We start from the raw sequence: 15,672 nt of genomic DNA, 5'->3' as shown, positions 1-15,672 counted from the left end.
TCCTAAGGTACATGGATAATTGAGTATAGCTTTACATCACGGTGATTAATACGCTACATGATCGGCTAACTGAAATATAAAAACGCGGTGGACCATAAGGTTTACATGTAAAAAATCAATGCCTGATTCTAAATACATAAATGAAAGAAATTCGGGAAAAAGTGCCATTGATTGGATTAATGGAAAGAAGGTGCAGGATTAATGAAACAATTCGATATAATTGCAACATCAGCAATGGGATTGGAATCAATTGTTGCCAAGGAGGTGCGGGATCTTGGTTACGATTGTCAAGTCGAAAATGGTAAGATCACCTATAAAGGGGATCAATCCGCCATTGCCCGCTCTAATTTATGGCTGCGCAGTGCCGATAGGGTGAAAATTAAAGTCGCGGAATTCAAAGCATATTCATTTGATGAGTTGTTTGAAAAAACAAAGGCCTTGAATTGGGAGGATTTCTTGTCAGCCGATGTCGAGTTCCCCGTTAGTGGAAAATCCGTTAAGTCAAAGCTATACAGTGTCCCTGATTGTCAGGCTATTGTAAAAAAGGCGATTGTTGATAGATTGAAAAGTAAATATAAGCAAGTATCTTGGTTTGCAGAGACAGGTCCTTTGTTTAAAATTGAAGTGTCTATTTTAAAAGATGTAGTGACACTTACCATAGACACTTCAGGTGCGGGTTTGCATAAGCGGGGTTATCGGACAGGGCAGGGAGAGGCGCCCCTTAAAGAAACATTGGCGGCTGCGTTAATCATGCTGACCAATTGGAAGCCGGATAAACCTTTCATAGATCCATTTTGCGGATCTGGAACGATTCCCATCGAGGCGGCCTTAATTGGACAGAATATAGCACCGGGGTTTAACAGGGAATTCGTTTCTGAAACCTGGTCATGGATGGACAGCAAGGTATGGGATGAAGCGCGGATTGAGGCTGAAGATTTAGCCGACTATGATCAATACTTGGACATAACCGGTTGTGATATTGACCATCGAATGGTCGATATAGCTAAAGCGAATAGTTTTGAAGCCGGTCTTGGTGATTTGATTGAATTCAAACAAATGCAGGTAAGGGATATCTCAACCAAGAAAGAGTATGGTGTCATTGTCGGGAACCCGCCTTATGGAGAACGTCTAGGTGAGAAAAAAGCGGTAGAGCAGATGTATAGGGAAATGGGCCAAGCCTTCAAGAAGCTTGATACATGGTCGGTATACATGATTACCTCCAATCCTGACTTCGAACAGCATTATGGTAAGCCTGCAACGAAAAAAAGGAAATTGTTCAATGGTTTCATCCGTGCTGACCTTTATCAATATTGGGGGAAAAGGCCGCCAAGGCAGCCTCAAGGTGAATGAGTAGGTAGAATATAATGGAGGATTTTGCTAGTCAGGACGATTTATTCATAATAGGTTCCAGTCTTGCTTATCATTTCCTTTTCTGTTATTCTAATAATGAATTATTTTTGTTCAGATTTAAGGAATACCTTAATATTCTTTTGAGCAAGGATAGTAATATAATGTGTGGAGAACACACTAGGAGGCAACAAAAATGGAACAAGGTAAAGTAAAATGGTTTAACGCAGAAAAAGGTTTTGGATTCATCGAACGTGAAGGTGGAGACGATGTATTCGTACATTTCTCAGCTATCCAAGGCGAAGGTTTCAAAACACTTGAAGAAGGCCAAGACGTTACATTTGATGTAGAACAAGGTCAACGTGGACCACAAGCATCAAACGTAAACAAAGCTTAATTCAACCCTATATTATTTACAGACAGGCTCTCTTGGAGCCTGTCTTTTATTTTACGAATCGGGCAACCAGACAGCATACATACATATTGCCTTTCATTCTGATAATAGGTAAATATCTTGACTACTAATGTGAAATAAAGGATAATATACTTTTGCCTAAGATAATAATGATTCGGATTTTATATAATGATGATAGATAAAAGGGGAGACCATGATGCTTAAAACACTGCCTTTTTCGGTAACAAAGGAAGATTCTTTTTACGATAAGCTTTCAGAATGGATCGGTGATGTTTTTTACGATATTCTTCCCGAAAAAGGATTTGAGCTGCGTGACGAACAAATCTTCATGGCTTTTCAGTTAGAAAAAGCCTTTAAAGAAAAAAATATAAGTTTTGCTGAAGCAGGGGTAGGGACTGGTAAGACTTTGGTCTATTTACTGTATGCGATTTGTTATGCGAGATATACGAATAAACCGGCAATTATTTCATGTGCAGATGAAACGTTGATTGAACAGCTTGTCAAAGAGGAAGGCGACATCCAAAAAATCAAGAATGCTTTAGGTATTGAAGTGGATGTCCGGCTTGCCAAATATCACGATCAATATGTATGTCTTAAGAAATTGGATTATGCTGTGAATCATGAGGATTCAGAGGGGATAGATCAGCTCTATGATGAACTTCCCAAGTTTGTTCATGATAACTCATCCATGAACGCCTATACACCATATGGGGACCGTAAACAGTATCCATATTTAAATGATGAAGACTGGTCTAAAGTTGGCTGGGATCAGCTTCAAAACTGTTTTACTTGTGATAAACGCCATCGTTGTGGGCAAACCCTATCACGGGACCACTATCGAAAATCAAGTGATTTGATCATTTGTTCACATGACTTCTTCATGGAGCATGTATGGACTAAGGAAAAGCGTAAGCGTGAAGGACAGTTACCATTACTGCCTGAACATAGCTGTGTTGTCTTTGATGAAGGCCATCTTTTGGAATTTGCTGCTCAAAAGGCTTTAACTTATAAAGTTGGGGAACAAACCCTCGCTTCGGTTCTGGAATTGCTAACAGCCAATCAGGTTCGTGAAGAAACCTTATACATCATCGAGGACTTAATTGATATCAATGAAGAGTTTTTTGATTTGTTGGATGAAAAAGCGATACATGTCAGCGGGTCTAATCGTTATGAAATCCCAATGTCAAAAGAAATAACAAGCTTTGCCCAAAAGCTTCATAAAAAGGTTGAAGAGTTAGAGGAGAACCTAGTTTTTGAAGCGGAAATGTACACGATCAATGATTATGATTTAAAAGTGACGGAAGAGTATTTAGAGCAGCTGGGCTATTCCCTTTCTCTATTTGTGAAGGATGAACAGGCCGTTTCCTGGTTTGAAGAAAATGAAATGACCAAAACATTGGTGATCATGCCAAGGCTAGTGCAGGATATTTTGTCTGAACAGGTATTCTCGAAAAAAATCCCTTACATTTTTTCATCGGCAACATTATCGGATAATAAATCCTTCCAATATATTGCAGATAGTTTAGGGATAGAAAAGTATGACAGCTTTTCCGTTGAATCACCATTTGATTACGATGAAGTCATGAATATGAACATGCCGGTCTTCGAAAATGGAGACCAATTGGCAAAACTTCAATATACAATGAATACAATTGAGGAAAATGAAGGTCGAACACTAGTGTTATTCCACTCAAAAGAAGAATTGCAATGGTTCAAGGAAAACTGCCCAGTATCATCCTATCCATTTTATTTTGAAGGGGAAGCGGAAATCAGCGAGCTTGTTAAGAAGTTCCAAGAGGATGAGCAATCTGTCCTTTTCTCCTATCATTTATGGGAGGGTCTTGATGTTCCAGGACCTTCATTACAAAATGTAGTGATACACTCGCTTCCATTCCCGCCTCGCGATCCGGTTTTCGAAGCCAAACGTAACTCGGTTACCGATGCATTCGAAGAGGTGGATCTTCCATACATGCTCCTTCGATTGCGCCAGGGAATAGGGCGTTTGATCAGGACGAGCAATGATTCGGGAACCGTCCAGATTTTGATTGAAAAGAATCTTTCGGAACATGTGAAAGAGAAGATTGTATCCATTCTTCCTGTAACGATTTAAATATAACCCCCAAAAAAAGAGCCAAGGGAACCCCTTGGCTCTTTTTTATTTTAATTTATTAATCGGAGTGGTTCTGATATGAAAGACTTTTGTATAATATGGTAAAGTGTAGTTGGAAGGAGCAGTGAATATGAAAAAAAAGGGTATAGATCTGATAGAAAAAGAGTTTAAAGAATATGTAAAGAAAATCTCTGCTTATAATGAAGCTCTCGCGTTAATTTTTTGGGATTTGCGTACAGGTGCACCTAAAAAGGGAGTTGAGCAGCGTTCCGAAGTTATCGGTATGCTTTCCTCCGAAGTGTTTAATATGAGCACAAGTAAGGAAATGGAATCCTTCATTGCAGAACTTTCGATGGATAAAGCCATTCTTGGTGAATCGACGAATAAGATGGTACAAGAGTGTAAAAAAGAGTTTGAAAGGAATAAGAAAATTCCTGTGAACGAATATAAGGAATTCGTCATTTTACAATCGCGTTCCGAAAGTGCATGGGAAGAGGCAAGGGAAAAAGCTGATTTTTCTTTATTTCAACCTTATCTGGAGCAAATTGTAGCATATACCCGCAGGTTCGTAGAGTACTGGGGATATGAAGGGACGAAATATAATACCCTTTTAGACATATATGAACCAGGAATGACTGTAGATATACTTGATGGAGTATTCAGTGAGCTTCGGTCGAGGATCGTTCCCTTGGTAAAACAGATTGCAAAAAGCGAACATAGACCGGAAACAGCGTTCCTATATAAAGAATTTCCAAAAGAAAAACAGCATCAATTCAACTTGGAAATTTTAAAACAGCTAGGATACGATTTCAAGGCTGGCAGGCTTGATGAAACAGTTCACCCTTTTGAAATTAGAATAAATAGGGGCGATGTCCGGGTGACGACCCGATACGATGAAAATGATTTTAGGGGGGCAATCTTTGGTACCATTCATGAATGTGGACATGCCATTTATGAGCAGAATATCGCTGAAGAGTTAACCGGAACACTTCTCGATAGCGGGACATCAATGGGGATCCATGAATCACAATCTTTGTTTTTTGAAAACTTCATTGGGCGGAACCATAGCTTTTGGAAAAATAAATTTTCCTTATTAAAGGAATATGCTCCCGAACAATTCCAAGATGTGACGCTGGATGAATTTTACCGGGGCATTAACGAATCAAAACCATCGTTCATCCGTATTGACGCTGATGAACTGACGTATCCTCTACATATTATGATTCGGTATGAACTGGAAAAGTCCCTCTTTAATGGGGAACTTGAAGTGAAGGATTTACCGGAAGTCTGGAATGAAAAATACAAGGATTATCTGGGAATTGTGCCAGAAAATGATGCAATGGGCGTGTTGCAAGATGTACACTGGGCAGATGGCAGCTTTGGTTATTTCCCTTCTTATGCATTGGGATATATGTATGCAGCTCAAATCAAGCAATCGATGCTTAAAGATTTGCCTGATTTTGATGAACTGTTGGAAGCGGGTGATATTGAACCAATCAGGAAATGGCTTAATGAAAAAATACATAAATACGGAAAAACAAAAAAGCCTCTGGAGATTTTGAAAGAAACGACAGGGGAAGGCCTGAATGTTCAGTATTTAATAAAGTATCTTGAAGATAAATATAAAGAAGTTTATAAAATCAAATGAATCAAAGAAGAAGGACTTGGATTAAATCTCAAGCCCTTCTCAGTTTGTAGACAAAAGGGGTTCGGAATTAAAAATTCCGAAACCCCTTTTGAAATTTCCTTTAAATTTCCGCCTGAAATTAAGAGATTGGGGCTCTACAAGCCCACCAGGTTAGGCCATTTTTGGACCTTACCATGTCCAATTGGCCATCTTCTTTAAAATAACAGCAGCGAAAGTAAGCATCGCCTGCATTGACAATTTTTAAGTCCCCTTAAAGTAGTCCACTGAATACCATTCTTTTGCATTTGCGAATACACGCTCAATCGTTTCTTTACGTTTCGCATATATAGGTTTTACATCTTAATGATGACGCAGATGATCTGCTTCTTCCGCATATGTTTGCCAGATAGGCCGTGTCACCACTTTTTGATATTCTTTTGTACACGGTGATAAAGATGATGAGCATGTTGCACAGAGGTGTTTTGGTGATTTGTACTCACGATAGCCCTCTTTATATGTTGAATACATATCTTTCACCAATTCATAAATGAAAAAAAGTCAATGGCAGCCTCCATTTCACGAACCAAATGGTTCGCTGGCACTAGTTGATTTAAAGTAATCATTTTCATTTGATTTCGCTGAATAGAATCATGATAGAAAGCATCCTCATTCCCTCAAGTTTTATAAATTTAAAAACAATCAAGACTTTAAGCAAAAGGATTCTATCTAAAAGTTAAAAACAAGTTGATTGGTGCGGGTGTGCGAGACTCTTGCGGGAAAAGCGAGTCCAGGGGAGACCCCGGAGGCACAAAGGCGACGAGGAGGCTCCCGGACCGCCCCCGGAAAGCGAGTGCCTGTAGAGGAAATCAACGGTCAAATTGTACAAACCATAAATAACTGTAGACAAACTCGATTTTAATCGAAGTTTGCCTACAGTCTGAGAAGGACTTGGGTTAAATCTCAAACCCTTCTTCTTTCTTTAGGGTCGCTACAAAAACGCATGGTATATACCAGTAAAATGGAAAATGGTGTTTTTTTTGATAGGAAATCCAAGTTATTTAGGTTTGGTGATTTCACAATTTTCTAATAATACGAATAATGATTTATTTTTTTAATTTAAAGTTCGGCTTTTTATCAAAAATTACTTTTCAAATAGAGCCAGCGTTGGTATAATTCAGATATTAATATAATATAATGTTTCACTCGTATAATAGCAGGGATATGGCCTGCAAGTTTCTACCGAATTACCGTAAATAATTCGACTATGGGTGAGTAATAGATCTTGTTGCGTAATGAAGGCTTTTGTTGATTCATTTTTCATTCATGCCCAAGAAGTATTGCTTCACTCCAAAAAAGTGCCGCAATGTTTCTTGGGCTTTTTTATATGCCGGGAAATAATTGTGTGGTTTATGGGTCAATAAACATCCAAGATTGGGAGGAACCTTCATGCAACTTTTAAAGGAAAAAATCTTGTCCGAGGGTCAAGCTTTATCAGAAGATATTTTAAAGGTAGATTCATTCTTAAATCATCAAATGGATCCTATGCTAATGAAAGAAATTGGTAAAGAATTCGTTAATCGTTTCGAACACAAGGAAATCACGAAAGTGCTGACAATTGAATCATCAGGCATTGGTCCTGGTTTGATGGCTGCTTTGGAATTGGGAGTTCCGCTCATTTTTGCCCGTAAACGTAAATCACTTACTTTAACAAATGATTTAGTGACGGCTTCCGTTCATTCCTTTACAAAAAAAGAAACCAATACCATTACGGTTTCCAATAAATATATTGAAGCTGGAGATAAGGTCTTGATCATCGATGACTTCCTTGCGGTCGGACAGGCAGCCAGGGGCTTGGTGGAAATCTGTAAGCAGGTTGGAGCAGAAGTGGCCGGAATCGGCATCGTGATTGAAAAAGCATTTCAAAGTGGTGGTAAGGATCTTAGGGAACAAGGCTTCCAAGTGGAATCACTTGCGAGAATTGCTGAGTTGAAATTCGGTGAGATAACGTTCGCTGAGGAAAAGGAAGGAGCAGCCGTCAATGTCTAATCAATCACCATTAAAAGTTGCATCCTTAGGATTACAACATGTTCTCGCCATGTATGCCGGTGCCGTCGTCATTCCATTGATTGTCGGTGGGGCGCTGGAATTGACTGCAGCGCAGTTAACTTATTTAGTTTCGATAGACATTTTGATGTGTGGGATAGCAACTTTATTGCAAGTGTGGAAAAATAAATTCTTTGGAATTGGGCTTCCGGTCGTCCTAGGCTGCACATTTACAGCAGTTAGCCCGATGATTGCAATTGGTACGCAATATGGAATCAACTCCATTTATGGATCTATTTTGGCGTCGGGATTGATCGTCATTATCATTAGTAAGTTCTTCGGAAAACTGGCAAGGTTCTTCCCGCCCATTGTCACTGGATCGGTCGTTTTGATTATTGGCATTACGCTCATTCCTGTTGCAATCAACAACCTTGGTGGAGGCCAGGGAGCTGCTGATTTCGGAGACTTGAATAATGTAGCTCTTGGTTTTGGAACTTTATTATTCATCATTTTCATGTATAAATTCTCGACGGGATTCGTACGCTCCATTTCTATTTTATTGGGGCTGTTAGTCGGAACCTTTGCGGCCTTCTTCCTTGGAAAAGTGGATTTTAGCTCAGTGGTCAGTGCCAATTGGCTGCATATGCCACATTTTTTCTACTTTGGAACTCCGACATTTAACGTCACGGCAATCATTACAATGACATTGGTGGCGATCGTCAGCTTGGTGGAATCGACTGGTGTTTATTATGCCCTTGGTGAAATCACGGACAAAGAGATTTCAGAAGACGATCTAGCTCGCGGATATCGTTCTGAAGGACTTGCCATCATGATTGGCGGTTTGTTCAATTCGTTTCCTTATACAGCTTTTTCACAAAATGTCGGCTTGATTCAATTGTCAGGCATTAAAACAAGAAATGTCATATACACAACAGCCGGCATTCTCATTTTCATAGGTTTTGTTCCGAAAATCGGTGCATTCACGACTATTATCCCTTCATCCGTGCTTGGCGGTGCAATGGTTGCGATGTTCGGGATGGTAATTGCCGCTGGAATTAAGATGTTGAGCAAAGTGGACTTTGCTTCTCAAGAAAATTTATTGATCATCGCTTGTTCAGTAGGTATGGGACTTGGAGTGACGGTCGTTCCTGAGTTATTTGCGCAAATTCCGGAAAGCTTTCAAATCTTAACTGAAAACGGTATTGTAGCCGGAAGTTTGACAGCCATTTTCTTGAATATTGTCTTTAACATCGTCCCTACAAAAGGCAAAGTGAAGGAAACGCGTATTGAAGGTCAAAATGTAGCCTGAATATAGTTTCGCTAAACTTGATAGATTCACCCATTAAATGCCCAAATTTCTCAGATGATGAGGATTGGGCATTTTTACATTTAGGCCGAATAATATCATTGATAATCAAATTGGCGTTTTGTCAGATAAAAGGAAACTCTCTTCACTTTTTGAATATATTGATAGTATATGTTCAGGAAAGTAGTGATAGGGATGGAGAAAAAATATTGTATTCATTGTCGGACCATTCTAAGCCAGGAGTATAGGTGCAGTGTGTGTGGAAAAGAGGAGTTTCAAAATATCATCATACAAGTGCAAAATCAATCTTCAGTAAAGAAGGAAGAATGAAAGTGCCCCCTTACCTAAAATCGGTAAGGGGGTTTTATTGTTTTGTGAATTACATTTCGATCATTAAGATGATAAGAAGGGTACCTACGCCCTTTTATGATATGGGTAACATGCATTTCGCCATTGCCCACAATGACGGTGGGCGGTGTAATATCAATCAATGGATTCTCTTCTGCTAAAGGGGCGGTAATATTACCGGCAATTATGTTACCGAATTCTACTGCATAAGATCAAGCATTTCACCTTCTAACGGCATGCCGAACATACTTTCACCTATTTTACTCATGCATCCGTTAGTCCCCTCAATCATTATTCTCCCAAGGATATCCCCTGTCATGCCAATAAGGACGCTATTGGGTTCCTGTTCGAAAGGCTGTCTTATAATTTAAATGTCCAAAGAGAAAGGAATAAGGGACTATCGCCCAGGATGGTTCCATATAACAATTTTGTGATTATAGTGTTGATTTCCAATTTCATTCCCACTTGTATGGTTATGTTCTTTTATCGAATTTATAGTCTTTTTTTCTATAAGAAAAAAGGAAAAAATATTATAAGATCCAGACAAATATAACCATTTAGCTATAAAGCATAATTGATATCCTGGTGGGTATATTAACCATATCATGAATAATTAGGGGTGGAATCATGCCGTATTTATTATCTGCATCACATGTAAAGCTGCCATATTTACTTTCACAGGAAAAAATCATGGAATTTTCGAGAGAAATATTTGGAGCATCTTTTAAGAATATAGAACGGTTACTAAAGGCCTTTAAGAATGGACAAGTGGAGAATCGATATTTTTCAAATGATCTCGATTGGTTTAAAGAGGATCATTCTTTTGCCGAGCGGAATGATTTATATATACAGCAGGCAGTCAAGTTTGGGAAAGAAGCTATAGAAAAATGCTTAGCGAACACAGCATTTTTAAAAGAAGAACTGCCGGCAAACGAGTTAGATGCTTTCTTCTTTATCTCAAGCACGGGGATTGCCACCCCGACCATTGATGCCAGGATAATGAATGAACTTCCATTTAACCCGCATGCTAAAAGGATTCCGATTTGGGGGCTTGGCTGTGCAGGGGGAGCGAGTGGACTATCACGTGCTTTTGAATATTGCCAAGCATACCCGACTGCGAAGGTCATTGTTTTAAGCGTGGAGTTATGCAGTTTGACATTTCAAAGGAATGATATCTCCAAAAGCAATTTAATTGGGACTTCCTTATTTTCCGACGGAGTAAGCTGTGTTTTGGTTTGCGGTGATGAAGTGCCGAATGAACAGTTTTCAAAAAAAGTAAGACATTTGCAATTTTTGGATTCGCAATCGACGCTTATGCCGGATTCATTGGATGTCATGGGTTGGGATGTAAAAAATCAAGGGTTATACGTGATCTTTTCGAAAGATATCCCTACAATCATCAAGGATTGGCTTAAACCGAATGTTCAAGAGTTCTTAATGGAGAATGGATTCGATTTAAACGATATAAAAGATTTCATCGCTCATCCTGGAGGCAAGAAAGTAATTGATGCATATCACGAAGCTCTCGGGTTCGATGAAAGCATGACGGCAGAGGCAATGAGCGTATTGCGTGAATTTGGCAATATGTCATCAGCGACTATTTTGTATGTTCTGGAGAGGTTCATGCAGCGGGGCGGGAATAAAGGTGAGGTGGGCCTGGCTGCTGCATTAGGGCCTGGGTTTTCATCTGAACTTGTGTTAATGAGGTGGAAGTGATGATCTTTGCCATTCTCATTATCTTGATCGCTATACAGCGCCTAGTTGAATTATATATCGCCAAACAAAATGAAAAACAGCTGAAAGCTGCAGGAGCAGTGGAATACGGTGAGTCCCATTACAGGTGGATGGTTCTAATGCATCTTAGTTTTTTTATTGTTCTCATTATTGAAGTAATCGTGCTTGAAAGGAATATGTCTGGACTTTGGCCAATTTTGCTGACCCTTTTTCTAATTGCGCAGTCAGGCAGGATTTGGGTAATCCGTTCATTGGGCAAACATTGGAATACAAAAATCATAGTGGTTCCTGATGCCGATGTAGTCATTAAAGGTCCTTATAAATATTTCAAACATCCGAACTATATCATAGTCGCAACTGAGATTTTAGTTATTTCCTTATTATTCAACGCATATTATACTGCTATCATCTTTAGTTTATTGAATGTTTGGATGATGACGGTAAGAATCCCGCTGGAAGAGAAGGCATTAAAGGAACATACGGAATATTCTACGGTTTTTAAGGGAAAATAATAAAAAAATTTAATTTCTTATTGAAAATGATTATCGTTCGTGATAAGATTCTAAATGAAGATGAAAATTATTCTCATTCGGATCTCGATAATTTTATTTAAATAACTAATAACTAATAACTAAAAGCTAAACAATATATAAGAGGATGGTGTTGGTAATGGTTTGGGTATTCATTTTATTGACAATCGCTACATATGGTTTTGTGATGAAACATGTATTGAATAATATTCAAAAACCGGCAAAGGCATTAAAACCTTATACCGAGTCACCAATTGAAAACCGAGCTGCTTTTAACCCCACCCCTACAACCAGGTAAACATCCTGGTTTTTTTTTTTGCATTCCAAGTCAATATGAATCAAACTGCATGAATCCACCAATCGGTGGTTTTTTTTTTGAACATGGACTGTAATGAATCATATAGTAAAAATAAAGCTGATGGTATGAATAACAAACGAAATCGTTTACAATAAGAATATCAAAATGACGATAGATTAAGGGGTATGGATTCATGATTCAAGAAACATTAAAGCAACAGTCCAAATTGGGGATTTTGACTGCCATGTATGAGAAATTTCAATCGGCAGGTGATACAGGCAATGCCGATAAACTGAAACAGTTAATCATGAAAGTGAATAAAGAGGAGTTCATCATTGCTTTTTGCGGGCATTTTTCAGCGGGGAAATCCAGTATGATCAATTTTTTCCTTGGTGATCAAGTACTGCCTTCAAGTCCGATTCCAACGAGTGCAAATACGGTAAAGGTCCAAAAAGGCGAAGACTATGCCAAGGTCTTTTACCATCATCAGCCACCAGTATTATTTCCTGCACCTTATGATTTTAAAGAGGTCAAGAAATTTGCCAAGGATGGAGACTCAGTATCGGCAATAACGATAAGCTCCAATGATTTTTCACTGCCGGATTCATGTGCGATCATGGATACGCCAGGAATTGATTCAACAGATGATGCACATAGAGTTTCTACGGAATCTGCCTTGCATCTAGCTGATGTCGTCTTCTATGTCATGGACTACAATCACGTCCAATCAGAGGTGAACTTCCTATTCACTAAAGAGCTGTTAGAGGCAGAAAAACCGACATACTTAATTATCAATATGATTGATAAGCATGATGAGAACGAGCTTAGCTTTCAAGACTTCAAGCTTTCCGTTTCTGAAGCATTTGCGAACTGGAATGTATATCCTGACGGGATTTTTTATACTTCCGTAAGAGACTTGAACAATAGTGAAAATGAAATAGAAGTGGTCAAGCAATTCATATATGAAATGGCTGGCAAAGGTCTAAATGATGGCAAAGATGCCATCATGCAATCTGCTAATGCCCTTGTCGAAAGGCATCTTAATTGGCTGAAGGAGCAGTATGAAGAGGAACATGCCGATGATTTTGAAGTATTGTCAGAACTTCCTCATGAAGAACGAGTACACCTGACGAATCAAGTGGACAGCCTATTGAAAGAAAAAAAATCATTAACGGGACGCATAGAGGACATCAAGGTTCAATACGCTGATGCATTAGAAACGATTTTGAAAGGTGCGTACATCATGCCCGCGGCAACACGGGACCTGGGTAAATCTTTCTTGGAATCGGCTCAGCCAGATTTTAAAATGGGTCTATTATTTGCCAAGAAAAAAACGGATGCCGAACGTGAGGCACGTATCAAGGCGTTCTTGAGCGATCTACAAGAAAAGGTAAAAACCCAGCTTGAATGGCATATTAAAGAATTAGCAGTTAAAATGCTTAATCAAGCGGAGATGCATGATTCAACACTTGAAGGTAAGGCTCAGGCACTTCAGATCGAGGTAACGGAATCTTACATAAAAAATTCTTTGAGGCCTCAAGTCGATATTACGGGTGAATACGTTTTAAACTATACGAATGATTTAGCATCAGCCATCAAAAAGAAAGCACGTGATGTATCTGAAGGATTTTTGAATGAAATGGTTACCGTTATGGAAGGAATAGTGGAACAGCAGTCTATATCCATCGATAAGGAACTTGAAGGATATTCTGAATTTGCGGAAGCCCTTAAAGTTACTGCTGCGATGAACGCGGAAATCGTTTACCAAACGGAGCGTTTAGAGGCCATTGCCCATCAAACTGAATCATTAGTAGATGAGCGTGATATCGATATGCTGTTAACTCAATGGAATGAAGAGGAAAAAAATATTACGGTCAAAATCATGAAAACCGAAAAAGGAAGTAATTCAAGGTCCGTCAACGAACAACCTGAAAGTGATGATAAAGAAAACAAGGAAGCTGTACCTTCCGTGACAGTTTCTTCATCTGATGCTGCTGATTTACGCGGAAAAGAAAAGCTGATGGAGACTGCAGCGAGTTTACAACAGGCAGCCAAGCTTATACAGCCTTTGAGAGGATTTCAATCACTTTATAAGGAATTGAAAGAGAAGGCAAATCGCTTGGAACAGCAGACGTTCACGGTTGCCCTCTTCGGTGCATTCAGTGCGGGCAAATCTTCCTTTGCCAATGCGTTGATGGGAGAAAGCGTTCTTCCTGTTTCACCAAATCCGACAACTGCCGCAATCAACAAAATCATGTCTTCGGACGCTGAGCATCCACATGGAACGGCAACCGTCAAATTAAAGACCGAAGCGATGCTGTTGGAAGATGTAAGCCTGGCCTTGGCAGCTTTTGATAAATCGGCAAAGACTCTAGATGAAGCCCTCCAACTAGCAGGGCAAATCATTGCGAAGGCGGGGGAAGTCGATAAGGGGAAGACTCATTTATCCTTTCTAAGGGCTTTTCATCAAGGGCTGCCTGAGTACCAAAATGATCTAGGAAATGTGGTTACGGTAGATCTTGAAGGATTTAAACGTTTTGCTGCAGAAGAGTCCAAGTCATGTCTTGTTGATCTGATTGAATTGCGTTATGACTGTGAAATGACAAAGCAGGGGATGGTCCTTGTTGACACGCCTGGGGCGGATTCGATAAATGCACGACATACAGGAGCAGCTTTCGAATATATTAAGAATTCGGATGCCATTCTTTTTGTGACCTATTATAATCACCCATTCTCACGGGCGGACAGGGAGTTCTTGATACAACTTGGACGTGTGAAAGATTCATTCGCTATGGATAAGATGTTTTTCATTGTCAATGCCGTCGATCTGGCTCAAACCACTGACGAATTGGACGAAGTGATGGATTATGTCACAGATCAATTGAATGGATTCGGAATCCGTTTTCCAAAACTGTTCCCGCTTACGAGTAAGGGAGCGTTGATGGAAAAACAAACGCCTGGTTCATTTAAGCATTCTTTCCTTCCTAATAGCGGAATTTCCGAATTCCAAGGCCAATTCGATTCTTTCATAGAAAACGATTTAACTGGACTTGCAATTGAATCGGCTCAAGCGGCTGTAAAAAGAACGGAAGAACTGCTACGAGATGTAATTACAGCTTCAAGGCAGGATGAGAAAGCGAAACGAAATGCCCTGGAGACCCTTTCTCAAGAGGCACAGTCCATTTCGGAACTCCTCTCAGTCATTAAAGGGGATGCAGAAAGGCAGCGTTTGAAAAAAGAAGTCGACGAATTGACCTTCTATAGTAAACAACGAGTCTTCTTCCGGTTTAATGATTTCTTTAAAGAATCGTTCAATCCGGCTGTTTTAAAAGATGATGGAGGCGATCTGAAAATTGTCCTCAAGCAATCGATGAAGAACTTATTGGATGCGTTAGGCTTTGACCTTGCCCAGGAAATGCGGGCAACGGCATTAAGGACGGAAATGTTCGTAAATAAATTACTGAATGAGAAACAAAGCAGTTTGCTTCAGCAAATGCAAAAAGTAAGAAGAACCCTTTCATTGCAGCCATATGAGCCTAATGAGAGGGAGTCCATTGAATTTACAGGAGCTTTTGCCCAATTGGATTCAGGAGAATTCAAAAAGGAATTAGCATTATTTAAAAATCCAAAATCTTTCTTTGAAAAAAATGAGAAAGCGAAAATGAGCGAAGGGCTTCAGAAGCGTTTGGATGAACCTGCCCTTATATATGTTAAAGAACAGGGTGAGCGGATTTTCGAAATGTATACTGAAGTCCTCGATCAAGAGTTACTCGCGATTCAAAAAGAGTTTAAAACGGAAATATCGGATATCTTTGCAGGCTTACGTGCAGCATTGGAGGAAACGGTCGATTTACCGTATTATGAAAATGCTGTAGCTGAATTGGCAAAAATGCATTCGAAATAGAAACGAGGTT

General features: G+C 39.5%; 11 protein-coding genes, 1 pseudogene and 1 riboswitch. Of the genes and pseudogenes, 10 read left to right on the top strand and 2 right to left on the bottom strand.

The annotated features are described in order from the left end of the window. Positions 1 to 201: 201 nt before the first annotated feature. The 4 genes from ACYP5M_RS07085 (at position 202) to ACYP5M_RS07070 (ending at position 5,520) form a co-directional block, all read left to right on the top strand. On the top strand, positions 202 to 1,350 hold the full coding sequence (locus ACYP5M_RS07085) for a THUMP domain-containing class I SAM-dependent RNA methyltransferase (RefSeq protein ID WP_101222366.1): 1,149 nt from the start codon (positions 202 to 204) through the stop codon (positions 1,348 to 1,350). Between the two features lie 193 nt (positions 1,351 to 1,543). Beyond that, on the top strand, positions 1,544 to 1,744 hold the full coding sequence (locus ACYP5M_RS07080; protein ID WP_034307871.1) for a cold-shock protein: 201 nt from the start codon (positions 1,544 to 1,546) through the stop codon (positions 1,742 to 1,744). A 211-nt stretch (positions 1,745 to 1,955) separates the two neighbouring features. Then, complete coding sequence (locus ACYP5M_RS07075; protein WP_434167300.1) at positions 1,956 to 3,872, top strand: ATP-dependent DNA helicase; 1,917 nt, start codon at positions 1,956 to 1,958, stop codon at positions 3,870 to 3,872. A gap of 130 nt (positions 3,873 to 4,002) precedes the next feature. Continuing rightward, positions 4,003 to 5,520: a carboxypeptidase M32 gene (locus tag ACYP5M_RS07070; protein ID WP_459734828.1), complete on the top strand. Its 1,518-nt coding sequence runs from the start codon at positions 4,003 to 4,005 to the stop codon at positions 5,518 to 5,520. Between the two features lie 168 nt (positions 5,521 to 5,688). Here the strand turns inward: ACYP5M_RS07070 and ACYP5M_RS07065 are convergent. After that, positions 5,689 to 6,021, bottom strand: a pseudogene (locus ACYP5M_RS07065) (transposase); the annotation flags it as partial. 661 nt (positions 6,022 to 6,682) lie between these two features. Next, positions 6,683 to 6,784, top strand: a riboswitch (purine riboswitch). A 161-nt stretch (positions 6,785 to 6,945) separates the two neighbouring features. On the opposite strand from ACYP5M_RS07065, the gene ACYP5M_RS07060 reads away from it, so the two are divergent. Then, on the top strand, positions 6,946 to 7,545 hold the full coding sequence (locus ACYP5M_RS07060; RefSeq protein ID WP_459734827.1) for a xanthine phosphoribosyltransferase: 600 nt from the start codon (positions 6,946 to 6,948) through the stop codon (positions 7,543 to 7,545). Beyond that, positions 7,538 to 8,851: a nucleobase:cation symporter-2 family protein gene (locus ACYP5M_RS07055; protein WP_101222361.1), complete on the top strand. Its 1,314-nt coding sequence runs from the start codon at positions 7,538 to 7,540 to the stop codon at positions 8,849 to 8,851. Before ACYP5M_RS07060 ends, ACYP5M_RS07055 begins: the two co-directional genes overlap by 8 nt. 341 nt (positions 8,852 to 9,192) lie before the next feature. Here the strand turns inward: ACYP5M_RS07055 and ACYP5M_RS07050 are convergent, their stop codons facing one another. Beyond that, the gene (locus ACYP5M_RS07050; RefSeq protein ID WP_434169693.1) at positions 9,193 to 9,384 is read right to left on the bottom strand and encodes a hypothetical protein; all 192 of its coding nucleotides are present in this window, start codon (positions 9,382 to 9,384) and stop codon (positions 9,193 to 9,195) included. Between the two features lie 439 nt (positions 9,385 to 9,823). Between ACYP5M_RS07050 and ACYP5M_RS07045 the strand changes: the two genes are divergently transcribed. The 4 genes from ACYP5M_RS07045 (at position 9,824) to ACYP5M_RS07030 (ending at position 15,662) form a co-directional block, all read left to right on the top strand. After that, positions 9,824 to 10,912 (top strand): type III polyketide synthase, encoded by a 1,089-nt coding sequence (locus ACYP5M_RS07045; RefSeq protein ID WP_459734826.1) that lies wholly within the window; start codon positions 9,824 to 9,826, stop codon positions 10,910 to 10,912. Continuing rightward, on the top strand, positions 10,912 to 11,442 hold the full coding sequence (locus ACYP5M_RS07040) for an isoprenylcysteine carboxyl methyltransferase family protein (protein ID WP_434167296.1): 531 nt from the start codon (positions 10,912 to 10,914) through the stop codon (positions 11,440 to 11,442). Before ACYP5M_RS07045 ends, ACYP5M_RS07040 begins: the two co-directional genes overlap by 1 nt. A 151-nt stretch (positions 11,443 to 11,593) precedes the next feature. Beyond that, positions 11,594 to 11,758, top strand: coding sequence for a hypothetical protein (locus ACYP5M_RS07035; protein WP_157830996.1), 165 nt, complete (start codon positions 11,594 to 11,596; stop codon positions 11,756 to 11,758). Positions 11,759 to 11,951: 193 nt separating this feature from the next. After that, entirely contained in the window at positions 11,952 to 15,662 is a 3,711-nt protein-coding gene (locus tag ACYP5M_RS07030; protein WP_459734825.1) for a dynamin family protein, read from the top strand. Positions 15,663 to 15,672 lie beyond the last annotated feature (10 nt).

The organism is Peribacillus sp. N1 (assembly GCF_054600815.1).
The sequence above is the reverse complement of the archived record's forward strand: the minus strand, read 5'-3'. Positions and strand labels throughout refer to the sequence as shown.